Genomic DNA, 19,322 nt, shown 5'->3' on the forward strand with positions numbered 1-19,322 from the left:
GGAAGGCACCGAGGCCGGGCATCAGGCGGCGCTGTTTCTGGCCATCTGGGCAGCCTTTTTGCACGCGGTCTTCGGCGCGCTGCAAAAGGGTCGGCATGACCCCTGGCTGTCGCGCGGGGCGATCGACTTTTCCTATTGCGTGATGGCGGCGCCCTTTGCGCTGTTTGTGGTGCCCTGGCCGGAGCCGCACATGTGGGTGATCTTCGCCGTCGCCTGGGTGATCCACGTTTTCTACAAGCTGTTTCAGGCGCTGGCCTATACCAAGGGCAGCTATACCGTGGTCTACCCGGTGGTGCGCGGTACCGGACCGCTGTTCACGGTGATCGGCTCCTTCTTTCTGTTCGGCGAGGTGTTCACCCCGGTGCAATGGCTGGGGGTGGCGGTGCTGCTGGCCGGGATCTTTGGTCTGGCGGCCTATAATTTTGTCTTCCTGGAAGCCAACCGCGACACCCTCGGGATCGCACTGCTGTTTGCCTTTATCACCGGCTTGTTTGTGGCCGCCTACACCACATATGACGCCTATGGCATCCGGGCGACGGCGGATCCGTTCACCTTCCTCGCGTGGTTTTTCATGATCGACGGGCTGGTGTTTCCGGTGATTGCCTTTGCCCGCTGGCGCAGCATGGCGGAACCGCCCGCGCCGGGGCCGCTGATGGTCCGGGGCTTCTTTGGCGGGCTGGTGGCGTTCGCCTCCTTTGGGGCGATCATGCTGGCCACAAGGCTGGACAAGGTGGGGGAGGCGGCGGTGCTGCGCGAGACCTCGACCGTGTTTGCGGCGCTGATCGGCTGGCTGGTCCTGAAGGAAACCGTGGGGCCGCGGCGGATTGCCTTGATGGCTTTGATCGCCCTGGGCGCCGTGATAGTGGAAATGGGCGGCTGAGACCGCCGCAAGTAGAGCAGACAGGAGGCCCCATGGCCGCAAAGAAGATCAACCCGACCTTGAAGATGGTGCTGGAGCTTGGACCCATCGTCCTGTTCTTCATCGGCTATCTGAAGCTGAAGGATGAGGTGTTTCTGATCGGCGGCAGCGAATACAAGGGCTTCATCGTCATCACCGCGGCGTTCATCCCGCTGATGGTGGCGTCAACGCTCGCCTTGTGGAAGCTGACCGGCCATCTGTCGCGGATGCAGTTTGCGACGCTGATCCTGGTGGTGCTGTTCGGCGGCATGTCGGTGTGGTTCAACGATGACCGTTTCATCAAGATGAAGCCGACGATGCTCTATGTGCTGTTCGGCGGCCTGCTGGGCATCGGCCTGATGCGCGGCCAAAGCTGGCTCAAGGTGGTGATGGAGGAGCTGATGCCCCTGAAGCAGGAGGGCTGGATGATCCTCACGCGGCGGCTGTGCGCCTTCTTCTTTGGCCTCGCGATGGCGAATGAGCTGATCTGGCGCACGCAGAGCACCGAGACCTGGGTCTATTTCAAGACATTCGGCCTGCCGGTGGCGATGTTTGCCTTCTTCATGTTCCAGGGGCAGCTGTTCCAGAAATACGGCGACGAGGAAGAGGCAGGCCCGGCGGAATAACCGGCGGCAGGCAAGGGCGGGCTCCCGCGCCTTGGCCCCTCATCACAGATGAGGCGCCAAGCCTTGGGCCGGGCAGCGCACCTGCGGTGCGCTGCGGGTGCGCGGTTTAGCGGGATTGGCCGAAAATTACTTGCTGGGCCTTGCTGTCAGACCGGTCGGCCCGCAGGTCCGCATGCAGCGCCCGGCCCGCCGCGACGCCGGGGCGGGACCACATCAGATCCAGCCAGCGGGCCAGATGCGGCTTGTCGTCCAGCACTTGCTGCTGGCCTTCCCAGAGCGAGGCCCAGGGCCAGACCGCCATGTCGGCAATCGTAAAATCAGCGCCCGCGACATACTCAGTTTTCGCCAGCTGCCGGTCCAGCACGCCATAGAGGCGGGCGACTTCGTTGCGGTAGCGGTCCTTGGCGTAGGGCAAGTCTTGGGCTGCATATTTGAGGAAATGATGCGCTTGGCCCGCCATCGGGCCGAGGCCGCCCATCTGCCACATCAGCCATTGATCCACCATCAGCCGGGCGCGTTCGTCCGCGCCGTAGAACCGCCCGGTCTTGCGGGCGAGGTATTGCAGGATGGCGCCGCTTTCGAACAGGGAGACTGGTGCGCCGCCGGGCCCGTCCGGATCCACAATGGCGGGCATGCGGTTGTTGGGGGAGATCTTCAGGAACTCCGGCGCGAACTGGTCCCCCTTGCCGATGTCGATCAGCGTAACCTCGTAGGGCAGGCCCATCTCCTCCAGCGCGATGGAGATTTTCCAGCCATTGGGGGTCGGCCAGTAGAACAGCCGGATGGGATCCTGCATCGCGTGCCTCCGTCAGTGTGCCCGGCCACAGGAACACGTCAGCCAGCGGGCAGGCAAGGGGCGGCGGCGCTCACATCGGTGTGACCGGCGGCTCCGCGGCGGCTTGACCGAATCCCGCAAGATGCGTAAATCGCAACCATCACATCGTGGCGATTTGTTACCGGATTGCGGGCCACGTTAAACAATCCCGCTAAAGAGGTCAGGACGTGAAGGACCCCCTTTCGCTTGGCCGATCGGGGGTTTTTTTGTGCGCTATAGGCGCGAGGAGACAGAAGATGAGCGACAACTGGAACAGCCGCACCAAGCTGGTTCATGGCGGCACCCGCCGCAGCCAGTACAACGAGGTGAGCGAGGCGATCTTCCTGACCCAGGGCTTTGTCTACGACAGCGCCGAGCAGGCCGAGGCGCGGTTCATCGAGACCGGCCCGGATGAATTCATCTATGCCCGTTACGGCAACCCGACCGTCGACATGTTCGAAAAGCGTATCGCGGCGCTGGAAGGGGCAGAGGATGCCTTTGCCACCGCCTCCGGCATGGCGGCTGTGAATGGCGCGCTGACCTCGCTGGTCAAGGCGGGCGACCACATCGTGTCGGCCAAGGCGCTGTTCGGCTCCTGCAACTATATCCTGGCGGATGTGCTGGGCCGCTTCGGGGTTGAGGTGACGTTCATCGACGGCACCGATCTGGAAGCCTGGCGGCAGGCGGTGCGCCCGGACACCAAGGCGGTGTTCTTTGAGAGCATGTCGAACCCGACGCTGGAGGTGATCGACATCGCGGGCGTGGCTGAGATCGCCCATGCCGCGGGCGCCACGGTGGTGGTGGACAACGTGTTCTCGACCCCGGTGTTTTCCAACGCGATCGAACAGGGCGCCGATGTGGTGATCTACTCCGCGACCAAGCACATCGACGGCCAGGGCCGGGCGCTGGGCGGTGTGGTGCTGGGCACCAAGGACTACATCCGCGGCACGCTGGAACCCTATATGAAGCACACCGGCGGCTCATTGAGCCCGTTCAATGCCTGGGTGATGCTGAAGGGGCTGGAAACACTGGCGCTGCGGGTGAATGCCCAGGCCGAAACCGCGCTGAAAATTGCCGAAGCCCTGAACGGCCATCCGGCACTGGCGCGAACCATCTATCCGGGGCTCAAGGACCATCCGCAAAACGCGCTGGTGCAGACCCAGCTGGGCGGCAAGGGCGGCACCGTTTTGTCGCTGGACCTGAAGGGCGGCAAGGCGGCGGCTTTCAAGTTCCTGAACGCCATGACCATCCCGGTGATCTCCAACAACCTGGGCGACGCCAAATCCATTGCCACCCACCCGGCCACCACCACCCACCAGCGCCTCAGCGACGACCTGAAGGTCGAGCTGGGCATCACACCCGGCCTGGTGCGCTTCTCGGTGGGGCTGGAAGACGCAGACGATCTGATTGCCGACCTGACAGCGGCGCTGGAGGCCGCGCAGGCTTGACCCCGTTACAGCCGGAAAAACATTTATTCATCTGGCTGAAAATATCCTCGGGGGTGAATTGAGCCGGAGGCTCAAGAGGGGGCAGACAGCCCCCTCTTTTCTTTCAGCGGGGGCCGGCTCAGGAGGCGCGGCCGTAAAAGCCGATGTTTTCCTCATCGCTGAACCGCACGCCCGGGCGTTCGTAGAAGGTGAAGACGGCGATCACCCTGGTCTTGCCGCCTTTGACGGTGCCGACCCGGTGGGGTGAATTCTTGCCGCGGAAGATGTTCAGCGTGCCGGGCGCCAGGGTGATCGAGCGCATGTTGGGGTCTTCACCCTTCAGCAGCCGTTCGACGCCTGCGTAATTCGGATCGTCATCACTGCGCAGCTCGGGGCTGTAGATGAACTCGCCGCCTTCCTCAGGCGCTTGCAGCAGCATGGTGGTGGTGAATTCAGAACGGTCGAAATGCCAGTTCAGCGCCTGATCGGCTCCGTAGGACATGATGTTCAGCCGCGCCAGCGGGTCGTCCATGGTGTAAAGCGCGGGCTTGTCCATTGTGGCGGCGAGGAATTCGGCAAAGGGCGGCCAGTCGTACAGCCGAAGCACAGGCGAGTCCGGGAACTGGTCGGCACACAGGGTGAAGTTCGAGGTCTCCACCTTCTGCAGGGCCGGGTGGTCCGAGGCCAGCCCCTCGACGCGGTCCTTGAAATAGATGTTGTGCCAGCGCTTGTGGTGGAAGCTTTCGGTCTCGAACTTGCCTTTCAGCGCGTCGGCTGCGCCTTGGGCCACCTCCGGCTTCATCAGCCCCTCCAGGCTGAACATGCCGTCGGCGGCCAGCTCAGCACGGCAGCGGTCCACCAGCGCCTGCCATTCCGGGGTGCCGGGGCGGTCGAGCGGGTAACGGTCGAGATCAAGAATATCGTGCATGGGGTGGTCCTTGGATCTTGATGGTCTTTTGTAAAGCCTGCGCGCTGCGCGGACATCTGACCACTATAAAATATCTTGGCGAGCATAAGCATTTCTTGCACTGTGCCGCCATGAAGCTGCCGCCCCTGAACGCCCTGCGCGCCTTTGAATGCGCTGCCCGGACCGGGAGTTTTTCGGCTGCGGGGGCGGAGCTGGGGGTGAGCTCTGCTGCGGTGTCGATGCAGGTCAAGAACCTGGAGGACTGGCTGGCGCTGAAGCTGTTTGTCCGCCGCGCCAATCAGGTGCGGCTGACGGATGCGGGGCGGGATTACTACCAACGGGCGGCGGTATCGCTGGCGGAGATCGCCAGTTTCACCGAAGCGATGACCGAAGGCGCCAAAAGCCGCCCGCTGGTGATTTCTGCCACGCCTGCATTGGCGCAGCTGTGGCTGCCGGAGCGGCTGAAGCTGTTTGCGCAGGCGCGGCCTGACGTGACGGTGCGGCTTCGGATCGAGGATGACAGGATCGACCTGGAAGCCGAGGGTATTGATGCGCGGCTGGCCTATGGCGGCGAGCATCCGGAGCACCGGACGCAGGCACTGTTCAAGGACCGGCTGGTGCCGGTCGGAGCGGATCCGCAGGCCGATGTGCGCAGTGCGCCGCTGGTCGAGGTTGCCTGGGGCGAGACGATTTCCTCGGTGCCGGGCTGGCGGCAGTATTTTACGCAGCATGGGATTGAGCGCCCCAGCCTGGCGGCGGCGATCGGGCAGTCGGTTCCCTCTGTCGTGTCGCTGGTGCAGGCGGGGCTGGGCATTGCGCTGCTGCCGGAGCAGGTTGTGGGCGGCGAACTCCGCGCGGGCAGGCTGCACCGGCTGGAGGGGCCGGCGCTGGAGATGGCGCGGCCTTATGTGCTGGTCACTGCGCATTACAAGTCGCGTTCGCGGCGCTTGAGGGCGCTTGCAGAGGCGTTGGGGGTCCGATAAGGCGCCGGTTCTGCCGCAAATGGCGGATCCGTTTTGAAAATTGCCGCGTAACAGTATATGAGGGTGGCCTGCCGGACCTTATATGGGCCGTATCACTGGGGGAAACGCCGATGAACATTCATAACCGCGACGCTGCTGAGGCGCCGGACCGCGAGGCCGCTGCCGCCGCGCTGGATGTGTTGCGGGCCTGGGCCGGCATTGCGTCTGAGACCGAGATTGCCGAGCTGGACCCGGCTGTGGCACGGCTGCTGCCGGGCCGTGAGGTCGGGAATTATCCGGATCTGTCGCGGATTTACCCCGAGGATTTCAAGTCGGACGAGGCTTATCGCGCGACGCTGCCCGACCTGCAGAACGGGCCTACCAGCCTGATCCGCGGCGCCAAGGAGCAGATTCAGCATGTGGGGATCTCCAACTTCCGCCTGCCGATCCGGTTCCACACCCGCGATGATGGCGATCTGACGCTGGAAACCAGCGTGACCGGCACCGTCAGCCTGGACGCCGGCAAGAAGGGCATCAACATGTCCCGGATCATGCGCACCTTCTACAAGCACGCGGAGCGGACCTTCAGTTTCGAGGTGATGGCGAACGCGCTGGATGATTACCTGAGCGATCTGGACAGCCCGGATGCGCGCATCCAGATGCGGTTCTCCTTCCCGGCGCGGGTCAAGAGCCTGCGCTCCGGCCTGAGCGGTTACCAGTATTACGATTTTGCGCTGGAGCTGGTGGACCATGACGGGGTGCGTGAGAAGATCATGCACCTGGACTATGTCTATTCCTCGACCTGCCCGTGTTCGCTGGAGCTGTCAGAGCACGCCCGCCAGGCGCGCGGCCAGCTGGCGACGCCGCATTCGCAGCGCTCTGTCGCGCGGATTTCGGTGCAGTCTGTGCCGGGCAGCCAGTGCCTGTGGTTCGAGGACCTGATCGAGCTGTGCCGCAAGGCGGTGCCGACCGAGACCCAGGTGATGGTCAAGCGCGAGGACGAGCAGGCGTTTGCCGAGCTGAACGCCGCCAATCCGATCTTTGTCGAGGATGCGGCGCGGCTGTTTTGCGAGGCGCTGCAGGGGGATGCCCGGATCGGCGATTTCCGGGTGGTGGCCAGCCACCAGGAAAGCCTGCACAGCCATGACGCGGTCAGCGTGCTGACCCAAGGACCGCTGTTCAAGGCGATGAGCCTGGACCCGAAACTGTTCTCGACCCTGATCCATCACGGCTGAGACACGCGCGCGCCTGCCTGATTTGCAGGCAGGTTTCCGCCTGAAACGAGCCTGCTCTGCGGCATTTTCTGCGTTGCCGCAATTTTTACGCCGCTGCGCAGAAACGCATGTTAGCCTGATCTGCGAATCCCCCGGTTATCCTGCCGGGGGCAGGGGAGCTTGTGCGCAGGTGTCTGCAATTGACGGCCCGAATTCTGCTGGACCCGGCCCGGTGCGCATCCGGCGTCCGCTCCCCGATATCCTTGCCCGGACATCTCAATGCAGCCCCGGCGCAAGGCCAGTGCAGGACTTGAGGAGTACCAGATGACGAGCTTTCACCACTTTGCCGGTTTCACGGCCCGGGCGCATGAATGGGCGGGGTTTGCGGCCGGCATACAGCTGAAGCTGTGGCGCCAGGCGGCAGAGGCGGCGTTGCAGACCCCCTTTGAGCAGATGCGGATGGCGCATTCGATGCTTGAGGCGCAACGGCGGCTGATGGGCGCAAACCCGGCCGCGGCGGAGACCGTGCCGGAAGGCCAAGCTGACGCCGGAGCGGAGGCGGAAACGGCCCCGCTAGCGGCAGCCGGAACGGAAGCCGTGGCGGACGCGGACGCAAAGGCGCAGCCCGGCAAGAAGCCGGCTGCCAAGACGGCCCGGAAGGCGGCAGCCAAAAAGCCGGCGGCCCGCAAGGCTGCAACCCGGAAGCCTGCAACCCGCAAGCCTGCCGCGCGAAAGGCCCCGGCCCGTGCGGCGGCGGCAGATACGGCGGCCAAGCCGGAGCAGGCCAAGACTGCCGCGGCACAGCCAGCCAAAGACGCCGCCGGCAATCAGGCCGCCAAGCAAGGCGGGGCGGCTGCCGGACCCGGGATGAAAGAGGCACCCGCGGTGTTCCGCACCTCCGCATCCCGCAAGAGCGCGCCGGAACAGCCGGCCAAGGCGGCAGAGAAACCCGCAGCCAAGGCCGAAGCGCCAAAGGCCGCAGCGCCGGACGCCAAGGCTGCTGCGTTGAAGGCACCCGAGACCAAGGCCGCGGCGCCTCAGGCAAAGAAACCTGAAGCAAAGGCACCGGAAGCAAAGGCGCCTGAGGCAAAGGCTCCTGAGGCAAGGGCGCCTGAGGCAAAAGCCGCGGGAGCTAAGCCGCCTGAGGTGAAAGCACCAGCCAAGGCGGAGGCAGCCCAGTCCGGCTCTGCCAAGCGGCCGCGCAAGCCGTCTTCGCCGCCGCAGATGCCGCAGCGCAACGCTGCTGGCACCAGAGGCAGCGGCGAATAGCGCCGCACACTTGACACTTACCGCGCGGGGGGCCAACGCTGCGCCGCATGTTGGATCTCCGCCCGGTTGGATATGTCATCGGCCTGCTGGTCGTCATCTTGGGAGCCATGATGGTGTTCCCGCTGCTGGTCGATCTGCTGGACGGCCGCGGCGAGTGGCATGTTTTTCTGGAAAGCGCGGTGTTCACCATTCTGGTCGGCGGGCTGATGGCGCTGAGCTGTGCCAACGGGGTGAAGGAGGGGCTGAGCATCCGCCAGACCTTCCTTCTGACCACGATGGTCTGGCTTGCGCTGCCGCTGTTCGGTGCGGTGCCGCTGATGCTGGGGGCCACCGAGCTGCGTTTTGTCGATGCTTTTTTCGAGGCGATGTCGGGGCTGACCACAACCGGCTCGACGGTGATCTCGGGACTTGATGATCTGCCGCGCGGATTGCTGCTGTGGCGTGGCATCCTGCAATGGGTCGGCGGGATCGGCATCATTGTTGTGGCGATGGTGTTCCTGCCCGAGCTTCGGGTCGGGGGGATGCAGATCTTTAAATCGGAAAGCTTTGACACCTTTGGGAAAATCCTGCCGCGCGCGCAGGCGATCGCCAAGCAGATTTCGCTGATCTACGTGTCGCTGACGATGGCCTGCATGCTGGTTTACATGGTGATGGGCATGGGGCCGTTTGATGCGCTGGTGCATTCGATGACCACCATCGCGACCGGCGGCTTTGCCAATTACGATGCGTCCTTCGGGGCCTTTGCCGGGCCGGTGGAATATGCCGCCTCTGTCTTTATGATCCTGGCGGCGCTGCCCTTCGTGCGCTATGTGCAGCTGATCAACGGCCACGGCACCCCGATGCTGCGCGACAGCCAGATCCGGGGCTTCATGATGACGCTGGGGCTGCTGGTCGCGATTGCCGCAGGCGTGCTGTACTACGCGCGCCCGCATGGCGGCGAGGAGGCGCTGCGCTCGGCCCTGTTCAATATCACCTCGATCATGTCGGGCACCGGTTATGCCAGCGCCGATTACATGCAATGGGGCAGCTTTCTGGTGATGATCTTCTTTTTCACCGGGCTGATCGGCGGCTGCGCGGGCTCGACCGCCTGTTCAGTCAAGATCTTCCGCTACCAGCTGTTGTTTGCCTCGATACGCAATCAGATCCAGCGCATCCGCTCGCCGCACGGGGTGTTCATCACCCGTTATGAGGGGCGTCCCGTGAACGCTGAGGTGCTGAGCTCGGTGATCTCCTTTTTCATGTTCTTTGTGGTTACATTGGGGGTGGTTGCCTGGGCGCTGGCGCTGACGGGGCTGGACTTTGTCACCGCAGTCTCGGGCGCGGCCACTGCAGTGGCCAACATCGGCCCCGGGCTGGGCGATACAATCGGGCCGGCCGGCAATTTTTCCACTCTCAACGATCCGGCGAAATGGATCCTGAGCGCGGCAATGCTGATCGGGCGGCTGGAACTGATGGCGGTCTACGCCATTCTGACGGTGCGGTTCTGGCGCGGCTGACAGCGCGCGGATTGGCAGAAATTGCGCAAACCGCCTGTTGTGGCGCTTTGCCGCGCCGCAGGGGCTGGCGGAACCGCAGCTTCCTTGCCGGATGGGGCTGCGCGCTCTTGCCCTTACAGGGCCGCTCGCATATGAGGCACGGGACCGAAACCCGCAAGCGCAGGGAGACCCGTTCCATATGCCCGTACTTGTGATGAAATTCGGCGGCACATCTGTCGCCAACCTGGACCGCATCCGCCGCGCCGCCAAGCGTGTCGGCGTTGAAGTGGCCAAGGGCTATGACGTGATCGTCATCGTCTCTGCCATGTCCGGTAAGACCAACGAGCTGGTGGGCTGGGTCGATGAGACCTCGCCGCTGTACGATGCGCGGGAATATGACGCCGTGGTGTCCTCGGGCGAGAACGTGACCGCCGGCCTGATGGCGCTGACGCTGCAGGAGATGGATGTCCCGGCGCGCAGCTGGCAGGGCTGGCAGGTGCCGCTCAAGACCAATTCGGCGCACAGCCAGGCCCGGATCGAGGAGATTCCGCCGGAAAACATCCGTGCCAAGTTTGCCGAGGGCATGAAAGTGGCGGTTGTGGCCGGTTTCCAGGGCATCAGCCCCGAGGGCCGTATCACCACCCTGGGCCGCGGCGGTTCGGACACGACCGCAGTGGCGTTTGCCGCCGCGTTCGAGGCGGAGCGCTGCGACATCTACACCGACGTGGACGGCGTCTATACCACCGATCCGCGGATTTGCGACAAGGCGCGCAAGCTGGACAAGATCGCCTTTGAAGAAATGCTGGAGCTGGCCTCGCTGGGGGCCAAGGTGCTGCAAACCCGCTCGGTCGAACTGGCAATGCGCTATAAGGTGAAGCTGCGCGTTCTGTCGAGCTTTGAGGAACAGTCCGACGAGGCCGGAACCCTGGTCTGCGACGAGGAGGAAATCATGGAATCCAATGTTGTGGCCGGTGTGGCCTATTCCCGTGACGAAGCCAAGCTGACCGTGCAGTCGGTGGCCGACCGCCCTGGCATCGCGGCCACCATCTTTACAACGCTGAGCGACGCGGGCGTGAATGTGGACATGATCGTGCAGGACATCTCCGAAGAGGGCCGCACCGACATGACCTTCTCCTGCCCGACCGATCAGGTTGCCCGCGCCGAACAGGCGCTGCTGGCGATCAAGGAAAAGGGCGAGCTGAACTATGCCGAGCTGCTGGCCGACAGGGATGTGGCCAAGGTGTCGGTGGTCGGCATCGGCATGCGCTCGCAGTCGGGCGTGGCGGCCAAGATGTTCAAGGTGCTGTCGGATGAGGGCATCAACATCAAGGTGATCACCACCTCGGAAATCAAGATCTCGGTGCTGATCGACCGCAAGTACATGGAGCTGGCGGTGCAGGCGCTGCACGACGCGTTTGAGCTGCAGAAAGCCGGCTGAGCGCTGATCTGATAAAGAGATCCGGTAAATTGCAAGGGCGCCCTTCCGGCGCCTTTGTTGTGTCTGGGCCGCGCTGTGCGGTATTTTGCGCAACGCCGGAGCGGGCTGCGCTGAATACGGGCAATGCAGTAAAAACACTTGGACTTTTCATCCTGGGGTGGGACAAGTGGGTGGAGGAGAGAGCGCTGGCGTACTACTCTGGGCGGTATCCGTTCCGGGAGAGCAATCTGGGCGGCAGCGTGCGGGGAAACGACCTCGGGAGAGGGTGAGAATGGCCGATAGTACGGAATCCGAAAGCAGGAAGCTTCTGGGCCGCTTGCGCGAGGCGATGGCGAGTGATGATGCCGGTCAGGCGCGGCTCGACAAGATCACCCATCTGATCGCCGACAGCATGGGCACAGAGGTGTGCTCAGTCTATCTGTTCCGCGATGATGAGACGCTGGAGTTGTGCGCGACTCAAGGCCTGAACATCGAATCGGTGCACCAGACCCGGATGCGCATCGGCGAGGGCCTGGTGGGCCGGGTGGCGCGGTTTGGCAAAGTGGTGAACACGCCGGATGCGCCCAATGCCAAAGGCTTCCGCTACATGCCGGAAACCGGGGAGGAGCGGTACTCGTCCTTCCTGGGGGTGCCGATCCAGCGCCTGGGCGAGATGCTGGGCGTGCTGGTGGTGCAGTCCAAGGAGGCGCGCGAGTTTTCCTCGGACGCGGTTTACGCACTGGAAGTGGTGGCAATGGTGATCGCCGAGATGACCGAGCTGGGCGCCTTTGTTGGCGAGGGCGCGGCGCTGTCTCCGCTGCACCAGCAGGCGGTGCTGATTCACGGCACCTCGGCCCAGGAGGGCGCGGCGGAAGGCAATGTCTGGCTGCACGAGCCGCGGGTGATTGTCACTAATCCGATTGCCGATGATCCGCAGCGCGAGCTGGAGCGGCTGAACGGCGCGGTGGAGGAACTGCGGGTCGGTGTCGACAAGATGCTGGAAGTCTCTCGCAATGGCGACAAGGAGCAGCTGCAGGTCCTTGAGGCCTATAGGATGTTCGCCAATTCCAAAGGCTGGATGCGGCGCATGGAAGAGGACATCGCCCGCGGCCTGAGCGCTGAGGCGGCGGTGGAGAAGGAGCAGTCCCAGGCCCGCGCCCGGATGAGTCAGGTGCAGGACGCATACCTGCGCGAACGGCTGAGCGATCTGGACGACCTGTCGAACCGGCTGCTGCGCATTCTGACCGGCCAGGGCGCCGATACAGGCGCTGAATTGCCGGAGAACCCGATCCTCATTGCCCGCAACATCGGCCCGGGCGATCTGCTGGAATACGGCCGGTCCTTGCGGGGGATCGTGCTGGAGGAAGGCTCCGTCGGCTCGCACGCGGCCATTGTTGCGCGGGCGCTGGCAATTCCGCTGGTGGTGAATGCCAAGCGCGTCACCACCGAGGCGCTGAATGGCGACCACATCATGGTGGACGGCGATCAGGGCGTGGTGCATCTGCGCCCCGACGAAACCGTCGTCGGCGCCTTCCGCGACAAGATCGCGATGCATACCCAGGCGCAGGAGCGCTATGCCTCGATCCGCAACAAGTCCGCGGTGACAACCGACGGGCAGCGCATAAACATGATGATGAACGCGGGCCTGATGGCTGACCTGCCGTCGCTGGACGGCTCTGGCGCCGAAGGGGTGGGGCTGTTCCGCACCGAACTGCAGTTCCTGGTGCGCAACCAGATGCCGAAGCGTTCGGAGCTGGTGGCCTTGTACAAACGGGTTCTGGACGCGGCCCACGGCAAGCCGGTGGTGTTCCGCACGCTGGACATCGGCTCCGACAAGGTGCTGCCTTACATGAAGCCCACGGATGAGCCGAACCCGGCGCTGGGCTGGCGGGCGATCCGGGTCGGGCTGGACAAGCCCGGGGTGATGCGGATGCAGCTGCAAGCGCTGCTGCGCGCCGCCGAGGGGCGGCCGCTGTCGGTCATGTTCCCCTTTGTGGCGCAGTTCGAGGAATACCGCGCCGCCAAGGCCGAGGTAGAAAAGACAATCGAGCGCGAGCGTATTCTGGGCCACGTGCTGCCATCCGATCTGGAGGTGGGCGCGATGCTGGAGACGCCGTCGCTGGCCTATGCGCCGCAGAAGTTCTTTGACGAGGTGGCGTTCATCTCGATCGGCGGCAACGACCTGAAGCAGTTCTTCTTTGCGGCTGACCGCGAGAACGAGCGGGTGCGCCGCCGCTATGACACGCTGAATGTCAGCTTCCTGAGCTTTATCGAGCGGATTGTCGAACGCTGCGCGATCTCCGGCACGCCGCTCAGCTTCTGCGGGGAGGATGCAGGGCGGCCGGTCGAGGCGGTGTGCCTGGCCGCGATGGGCATCCGCACGCTGTCGATGCGCCCGGCCTCGATCGGGCCGGTGAAATCGCTGCTGCTGCGGGTGGATCTGGGTGAGCTGCGCAAGATCATCTCGGATGCGCGCCACCGCGGCGACCAGGCGGTGCGCCCGGCGGTGATGGAGTACCTGCGGGGGCTGTAATCCGCGGCAGCCCGTGCCGCGGCGGCCTGCTCCGTAGCCCCGCCCAGGGCGGGGCTGGGGTGCATTTGCCACGTCTGAGGCGGTGCCGGGTCCGTGCCGTGAGCCTTTCTCGCGGCCATTTGTTTCAAGCTTAAAACTTTAGGCTTGAAGTTTTTCCGGACCCGCTTATCCTGATCCGCGGATATTGTGCTGAGCGGGAGTGGATGGTCATGAAAGTCGTCTGTCTGGGGGGAGGGCCTGCCGGCCTCTACTTTGCGATCTCTATGAAGCTGCGCCAGCCGGAGGCGCAGGTCACGGTGATTGAACGCAACAAGGCGGATGACACCTTCGGCTGGGGTGTAGTGCTGTCGGATGACGCGCTGGAGAACCTGACCGAGAACGACCCTCAAAGCGCGGCGGCGATCCGGGAAAACTTTGCCTATTGGGACGACATCGCAGTTGTCCATAACGGGACCCGCACGGTGTCGGGCGGCCACGGTTTTGCCGGGATCGGGCGCAAGCAGATGCTGCTGCTGTTGCAGGACCGGGCGCGGGAGCTGGGCGTCGACCTGCAGTTTGAAACCGCCGCGAAAACCGCTGCCGAGTATCAGAAAGAATACGATCTGGTGGTGGGCTGCGACGGGCTGAATTCCAGTGTCCGCAATGAGTTCGCAGAGCACTTTAAACCGGAAATCGACGTCCGCCCCTGCAAGTTCATCTGGCTGGGCACCCATCAGAAATTCGATGATGCCTTCACCTTTGTGTTCGAGAAGACCAAGCACGGCTGGATGTGGATTCACGCCTATCAGTTCGACGCCGACACCGCTACGGTGATTGTTGAATGCTCTGCCGAGACCTGGGAGGCCTGGGGCTTTGAGGGGATGAGCAAGGACGAAATCATCCGCACCTGCGAGGAGATCTTTGCCGATCATCTGGACGGGCACGCGCTGATGTCCAACGCTGCGCATCTGCGCGGGGCAGCGGTGTGGATCAACTTTCCGCGGGTGCTGTGCGAGAAGTGGTATCACGAGAATGTGGTGCTTTTGGGCGATGCCTCCGCCACTGCGCATTTTTCCATCGGGTCGGGGTCGCGGCTGGCCTTTGACAGCGCAATTGCGCTGGCGGAGCTGGTCAGCACCGAGCCGACGCTTGAGCGCGCGTTTGAGCGTTATCAGGAGGAGCGGCGGCTGGATGTGCTGCGGCTGCAGTCGGCGGCGCGCAACTCGCTGGAGTGGTTCGAGGAAGTCGAGCGCTATCTGGACATGGATCCGGTGCAGTTCAATTACTCGCTGCTGACCCGCTCGCAGCGGATTTCCCATGAAAACCTGCGCCTGCGCGATGCGGAGTGGCTGGAAAGCGCCGAGAAGTGGTTTCAGGATAAGGCAGGCGCGCCTGCCGATGCACCTGTGCGGCCGCCGATGTTTGCGCCCTATGCCTTGCGCGGGATGGAGCTGAAGAACCGCGTCGTGGTGTCGCCGATGGCGCAGTACAAGGCGGTGGATGGCAGCCCGACGGACTGGCACCTGATCCATTACGGCGAGCGCGCCAAGGGCGGGGCAGGGCTGGTTTACACCGAGATGACCTGTGTGTCGGCGGAGGGGCGGATCACGCCCGGGTGCCCAGGGCTCTACGCGCCGGAGCATGAGGCGGCGTGGAAGCGGCTGACGGATTTCGTCCACGCTGAGACCAGTGCGAAAATCTGCTGCCAGATCGGCCATTCGGGCCGCAAGGGCTCAACCCAGCTGGGCTGGGAGGAAATGGATGCGCCGCTGCCGGAAGGGAACTGGGAAACGGTTTCGGCCTCGGCGATCCCGTGGTCGGACAACAACCCGGCACCGCGGGAAATCTCACGCGCGGAAATGGATGCGATCAAAGCGGAATTCGTGGCCGCCGCGCAAATGGCAGAGCGCGCCGGGTTTGACATGATCGAACTTCATGCGGCGCATGGCTATCTGATTTCGTCCTTTATCTCGCCTAAATCGAACATCCGGGAGGATGAGTACGGCGGCTCCCTCGAAAACCGCCTGCGCTACCCGCTGGAGGTGTTCCAGGCGATGCGCGCAGTCTGGCCGGACGACAAACCGATGTCGGTGCGTATCTCCGCCAACGACTGGGTCGGCGACGAGGGTGTGACGCCGGAGGAGGCGGTGGAGATCGCCAAGGCTTTCACCGCGGCGGGTGCCGATATCATTGACGTCTCTGCCGGGCAGACCTCGACCGATGCGCAGCCGGTTTATGGCCGGATGTTCCAGACGCCGTTCTCCGACCGCATCCGCAACGAGGCCGGGATTGCCACCATGGCGGTGGGCAACATCTATGAGGCGGATCATGCCAACTCGATCCTGATGGCGGGGCGGGCGGATCTGGTCTGCGTCGGCCGGCCGCATCTGGCAGATCCCTATTGGAGCCTGCACGAGGCGGCGCGGATCGGTGACCGGCATGGCGACTGGCCGCTGCCTTATCACGCGGGCCGCGATCAGCTGTGGCGGCTGGCCGACCGCGAGGCGGAGGTGATCCGGGCATGAGCGTGGCGGGCAAACATGCGGTGATTTCCGGCGGCGGCTCCGGCGTCGGCGCCGAGCTTGCCGCGCGGTTTGCCGCAGGCGGCGCCAGGGTCACCATCCTGGGCCGCCGCATGGAGCCGTTGCAAGAGGTGGCGGACCGCACGGGCGCCTTTCCGTCCGTATGCGACGTGACGGACCGGGCGGCGCTGGATGACGCCTTGGCCAAGGCGGCTGAGGCTAACGGGCCGGTCAGCATCGCGCTGGCCAATGCCGGTGCTGCGCCCTCCAAACCCTTTGAGCGGATGACCACCGGGGATTTCGAGGCGGCGCTGTCGGTCAATCTGACCGGTGTTTTCAATCTGTGGCAGGGCTGTCTGCCGGGCATGAAAGACCAGGGCTGGGGGCGGTTGATTGCCGTGGCCTCCACCGCGGGGCTGAAGGGCTATCCTTATGTTTCCGGCTATTGCGCTGCCAAGCACGGCGTTGTCGGCCTGACCCGGGCGCTGGCGGTGGAATTGGCGAAATCCGGGGTGACGGTGAATGCGATCTGCCCGGGTTTCATCGAAACACCGCTGCTGCAAAGATCGCTGGACAACATCGTGGCCAAGACCGGTATGACGGCGGAGCAGGCGGCCAAATCCCTGCGCCGGGGCAACCCGCAGGACCGGTTTATCCAGCCGGAAGAAGTGGCGGAGGCAGCGCTGTGGCTGGCCAGCGAGGGCGCGGGATCGGTCAACGGCAGCGCGCTGCCGATTTCGGGAGGGGAGATTTGAGCACAACTTCGAAAGACCGGCTGCGGCTGTGGCTGAAGGTGCTGAAAGCCACCAAGGCGGTGGAGAGCGAAGTGCGGGAAAACCTGCGGCGCGATTTCTCTACCACGCTGCCGCGGTTCGACGTGATGGCGGCGCTGATGCAGCACGATAAGGGCCTGAAGATGAGCGAACTGTCGGGGGTCCTGAAAGTCTCAAACGGCAATGTGACAGGGATCGTCGAGCGGCTGGTCGAAGACGGCCATGTGCTGCGCGAGAAGGTCGAAGGCGACCGGCGCGCCAACCTGGTGCGGCTGACCCCGGCGGGCAAGGCGGAGTTTGCCCGGCAGGCGGACGCGCATGAGGGCTGGATCAACGCGGCCTTTGACGGGCTGACCGCGGATGAGGCGCAGAGAATAACAGAAAGCCTGGACGCGGTGGCCCGGCGTCTGGAAAACGGAGGCAAGGCGAGATGCTGAACACGGACCCGAAACACTTCCTGTGCCGGATCGAAGACGGTGTCGCCACCGTCTCATTGGACCGGCCGGAGCGGAAGAACCCGCTGACCTTCGACAGCTACGCCGAGCTGCGCGACTGGTTCCGGGATCTGCATTACGACGATACCGTTAAGGCGGTGGTCTTTGCCTCCAACGGCGGCAACTTCTGCTCTGGCGGTGATGTGCATGACATTATCGGGCCGCTGACCAAGATGAGCATGAAGGAGCTTTTGGCCTTCACCCGGATGACCGGCGATCTGGTCAAGGCGATGGTGAACTGCGGCAAGCCGGTGATTGCGGCGATTGACGGGATCTGCGTGGGTGCGGGGGCAATTATCGCCATGGCCTCCGACATCCGGATCGCGACGCCGGAGGCGAAGACCGCGTTCCTGTTCACCCGGGTAGGGCTGGCGGGCTGCGATATGGGCGCCTGTGCAATCCTGCCGCGCATTATCGGCCAGGGCCGGGCGGCGGAGCTGCTGTATACCGGGCGGTCGATGAGCGCCGAGGAGGGTCACGCCTGGGGCTTTCACAACAAGCTGGTTGCGGCGGACGCGCTGGCGGGCGAGGCGCAGAGCTGGGCGGAGCGGATCGCGGCGGGGCCGAACTTTGGTCACATGATGACCAAGACCATGCTGGCGCAGGAATGGTCGATGTCGATCGAACAGGCGATTGAAGCGGAGGCTCAAGCGCAGGCGATCTGCATGCAGACGGCGGATTTCGAGCGCGCCTATCATGCCTTTGTGAAGAAGGAAAAGCCGCTGTTCGAGGGCGACTGAGCCGTGAAAACGCCGGAGCCCGCGCCGGAGGAGGGTGCGGGAGCCTCCGGCGGGGATAATTAGGGCCAGATGAAGGAGCGGATCCGTTCTCTGGCCGGGGAGGAGTGAAGATGGCAGACAAGTCGTTTTTGGAATGGCCGTTTTTTGAGGACCGCCACCGCGCCTTGGCGGCAGAGCTGGACAACTGGGCCGGGGCGAATCTGGGCGGGATTGATCATTCCGATACCGACGCCGCTTGCCGGGCTTTGGTTGCGGCCCTGGGCGAGGCGGGCTGGACACGGCATTCAGGCGCCGAAGCGGGGGAGACCTTGGACGTTCGCACCCTGTGCCTGATCCGCGAGACGCTGGCGCGCCATGACGGGCTGGCCGATTTTGCCTTTGCCATGCAGGGGCTGGGCACCGGCGCGATCTCGCTGTTCGGCACCCCGGAGCAGCAGGCGGAATGGCTGCCGCTGACGCGGGCAGGCAAGGCGATTTCGGCCTTTGCCCTGACCGAGCCGCAGTCAGGGTCGGATGTGGCGAACTCCACCATGTCCGCCACGCTGGATGGCGACCATTATGTGCTGAATGGCGAGAAGACCTGGATTTCCAACGGCGGGATTGCCGATGTTTACACGCTGTTTGCCCGCACCGGCGAGGCGCCGGGCGCCAGGGGGCTGTCGGCGTTTGTCGTGCCCGCAGGCCTGCCGGGTTTTGAAGTTGTTGAGCGCCAGCAGGTGATCGCGCCGCACCCGCTGGCGACGCTGCGGTTCACCGGCTGCCGCATCCCGAAATCGGCGCTGCTGGGGCAGCCGGGGCAGGGCTTCAAAATCGCGATGTCGGTGCTGGACGTGTTCCGCTCCACCGTGGCCGCCGCCGCCTTGGGCTTTGCCCGCCGGGCGCTGGACGAGGCGCTGCAGCGGGTGAGCGAGCGCACGGTGCAAGGGGCGCCGCTGTTCGAGTTGCAAATGGTGCAGGGCCATATCGCCGACATGGCGCTGGATGTGGATGCCAGCGCGCTGCTGGTCTACCGCGCCGCTTGGGCCAAGGATTCCGGTGCCGCGCGGGTCACGCGGGAAGCTGCGATGGCCAAGCTATTCTCCACCGATCAGGCGCAGCAGGTCATCGACAAGGCGGTGCAGCTGCACGGCGGTGATGGTGTGCGCCGGGGCCAGAAGGTGGAGGAGCTTTACCGCGATATCCGGGCCTTGCGGATTTACGAGGGGGCCTCGGACGTGCAGCGGGTGGTGATCGCGCGCCAGGCGCTGGGTGCCTTTCAGGGAGGGAATTGAG

Annotated in this window: 16 protein-coding genes and 1 riboswitch; of the genes, 14 read left to right on the plus strand and 2 right to left on the minus strand. The window is 64.3% G+C overall.

What is annotated here, in order from left to right:
- Both ACTRWG_RS15380 and ACTRWG_RS15385 read left to right on the plus strand, forming a co-directional pair.
- A partial coding sequence (locus ACTRWG_RS15380) for an EamA family transporter (protein WP_462829553.1) occupies positions 1–880 on the plus strand: 880 nt, incomplete at its 5' end.
- Between the two features lie 32 nt (positions 881–912).
- Positions 913–1,524 carry an inner membrane-spanning protein YciB gene (locus tag ACTRWG_RS15385; RefSeq protein ID WP_027234711.1) on the plus strand — a complete coding sequence of 204 codons (612 nt, stop codon included), beginning with the start codon at positions 913–915 and terminating at the stop codon, positions 1,522–1,524.
- Between the two features lie 106 nt (positions 1,525–1,630).
- On the opposite strand, the gene ACTRWG_RS15390 is transcribed toward ACTRWG_RS15385, so the two are convergent.
- Entirely contained in the window at positions 1,631–2,320 is a 690-nt protein-coding gene (locus ACTRWG_RS15390) for a glutathione S-transferase N-terminal domain-containing protein (protein ID WP_027234710.1), read from the minus strand.
- Positions 2,321–2,456: 136 nt separating this feature from the next.
- Positions 2,457–2,535: riboswitch (SAM riboswitch) on the plus strand.
- Positions 2,536–2,595: 60 nt separating this feature from the next.
- On the opposite strand from ACTRWG_RS15390, the gene metZ reads away from it, so the two are divergent.
- The gene (gene metZ, locus ACTRWG_RS15395) at positions 2,596–3,786 is read left to right on the plus strand and encodes an O-succinylhomoserine sulfhydrylase (protein WP_027238239.1); all 1,191 of its coding nucleotides are present in this window, start codon (positions 2,596–2,598) and stop codon (positions 3,784–3,786) included.
- 118 nt (positions 3,787–3,904) lie between these two features.
- Here metZ and ACTRWG_RS15400 read toward each other — a convergent pair whose 3' ends face one another.
- Positions 3,905–4,693, minus strand: a complete 789-nt coding sequence (locus tag ACTRWG_RS15400) for a HalD/BesD family halogenase (RefSeq protein ID WP_027238238.1) — start codon at positions 4,691–4,693, stop codon at positions 3,905–3,907.
- 110 nt (positions 4,694–4,803) lie between these two features.
- Between ACTRWG_RS15400 and ACTRWG_RS15405 the strand changes: the two genes are divergently transcribed.
- The 11 genes from ACTRWG_RS15405 to ACTRWG_RS15455 all read left to right on the plus strand — a co-directional run bounded on the left by ACTRWG_RS15405 (position 4,804) and on the right by ACTRWG_RS15455 (position 19,321).
- Positions 4,804–5,655: a LysR substrate-binding domain-containing protein gene (locus ACTRWG_RS15405; protein WP_161631112.1), complete on the plus strand. Its 852-nt coding sequence runs from the start codon at positions 4,804–4,806 to the stop codon at positions 5,653–5,655.
- Positions 5,656–5,765: 110 nt separating this feature from the next.
- The gene (folE2, locus tag ACTRWG_RS15410) at positions 5,766–6,869 is read left to right on the plus strand and encodes a GTP cyclohydrolase FolE2 (RefSeq protein ID WP_462829554.1); all 1,104 of its coding nucleotides are present in this window, start codon (positions 5,766–5,768) and stop codon (positions 6,867–6,869) included.
- Between the two features lie 303 nt (positions 6,870–7,172).
- The gene (locus ACTRWG_RS15415) at positions 7,173–8,117 is read left to right on the plus strand and encodes a hypothetical protein (protein WP_051357896.1); all 945 of its coding nucleotides are present in this window, start codon (positions 7,173–7,175) and stop codon (positions 8,115–8,117) included.
- A gap of 47 nt (positions 8,118–8,164) precedes the next feature.
- Positions 8,165–9,613, plus strand: a complete 1,449-nt coding sequence (locus ACTRWG_RS15420) for a TrkH family potassium uptake protein (protein WP_027238236.1) — start codon at positions 8,165–8,167, stop codon at positions 9,611–9,613.
- A gap of 178 nt (positions 9,614–9,791) precedes the next feature.
- Positions 9,792–11,030: an aspartate kinase gene (locus ACTRWG_RS15425; protein ID WP_027238235.1), complete on the plus strand. Its 1,239-nt coding sequence runs from the start codon at positions 9,792–9,794 to the stop codon at positions 11,028–11,030.
- Positions 11,031–11,301: 271 nt separating this feature from the next.
- Positions 11,302–13,542 (plus strand): phosphoenolpyruvate--protein phosphotransferase, encoded by a 2,241-nt coding sequence (ptsP, locus tag ACTRWG_RS15430; RefSeq protein WP_027238234.1) that lies wholly within the window; start codon positions 11,302–11,304, stop codon positions 13,540–13,542.
- A 209-nt stretch (positions 13,543–13,751) separates the two neighbouring features.
- Complete coding sequence (locus ACTRWG_RS15435) at positions 13,752–16,046, plus strand: bifunctional salicylyl-CoA 5-hydroxylase/oxidoreductase (RefSeq protein WP_027238233.1); 2,295 nt, start codon at positions 13,752–13,754, stop codon at positions 16,044–16,046.
- Positions 16,043–16,798 carry an SDR family NAD(P)-dependent oxidoreductase gene (locus ACTRWG_RS15440; protein WP_027238232.1) on the plus strand — a complete coding sequence of 252 codons (756 nt, stop codon included), beginning with the start codon at positions 16,043–16,045 and terminating at the stop codon, positions 16,796–16,798. The genes ACTRWG_RS15435 and ACTRWG_RS15440 overlap by 4 nt, the downstream gene beginning before the upstream one ends.
- The gene (locus ACTRWG_RS15445) at positions 16,795–17,253 is read left to right on the plus strand and encodes a MarR family winged helix-turn-helix transcriptional regulator (RefSeq protein ID WP_027238231.1); all 459 of its coding nucleotides are present in this window, start codon (positions 16,795–16,797) and stop codon (positions 17,251–17,253) included. The genes ACTRWG_RS15440 and ACTRWG_RS15445 overlap by 4 nt, the downstream gene beginning before the upstream one ends.
- Complete coding sequence (locus tag ACTRWG_RS15450) at positions 17,247–18,050, plus strand: enoyl-CoA hydratase family protein (RefSeq protein ID WP_027238230.1); 804 nt, start codon at positions 17,247–17,249, stop codon at positions 18,048–18,050. Before ACTRWG_RS15445 ends, ACTRWG_RS15450 begins: the two co-directional genes overlap by 7 nt.
- Positions 18,051–18,160: 110 nt before the next feature.
- Positions 18,161–19,321, plus strand: a complete 1,161-nt coding sequence (locus ACTRWG_RS15455; protein ID WP_027238229.1) for an acyl-CoA dehydrogenase family protein — start codon at positions 18,161–18,163, stop codon at positions 19,319–19,321.
- The last annotated feature ends 1 nt before the right edge of the window (position 19,322 follow it).

The sequence above is a fragment of the Leisingera sp. G5_S3_59_S7 genome, from assembly GCF_054968485.1.